Origin of the sequence: Streptomyces pathocidini, from assembly GCF_001418495.1 — a bacterium.
Taxonomy (GTDB): Bacteria; Actinomycetota; Actinomycetes; order Streptomycetales; family Streptomycetaceae; genus Streptomyces; species Streptomyces pathocidini.
This window is the reverse complement of record NZ_LIQY01000154.1, coordinates 1-318: the sequence shown is the minus strand read 5'-3', so window position 1 is coordinate 318 and position 318 is coordinate 1. Positions and strand designations below refer to the sequence as shown.

Below are 318 nucleotides of genomic sequence, written 5' to 3'. Positions count from 1 at the left end.
CGCGTCCGCGATGCGCACGTTCGCGGGCAGGGCGTCCGTGCCCGTCTCGGCCAGCAGCGCCTTGACGGTCAGCACGGCGCTGCCCATGTCGCAGACCAGCACGACGCCGCGCCCCGCGTCGACGCGCTTGACCGCGTCGCGGATGAGGACGGCGCTGGTGCCGATACCGCCGTCCTCGACGCCGCCCGCGGGGGCGACCGGGGCCGGATCGCCGGTGCCGACCAGGGCCTTGGCGAGTTCGGCGGCGGAGACGGCCAGATCGCGGCTGTGCGAGACGAGCGCGAGCCCGACGCGGGGCTCGGCGGCGGGCTCCGGGGC

1 protein-coding gene is annotated in these 318 nt (G+C 77.7%); it reads right to left on the bottom strand.

Annotated features, from left to right (window positions below; all coding sequences use genetic code 11):
- A partial coding sequence (locus AOK16_RS09465; RefSeq protein WP_420865373.1) for a PTS-dependent dihydroxyacetone kinase phosphotransferase subunit DhaM occupies positions 1 to 318 on the bottom strand: 318 nt, incomplete at both ends.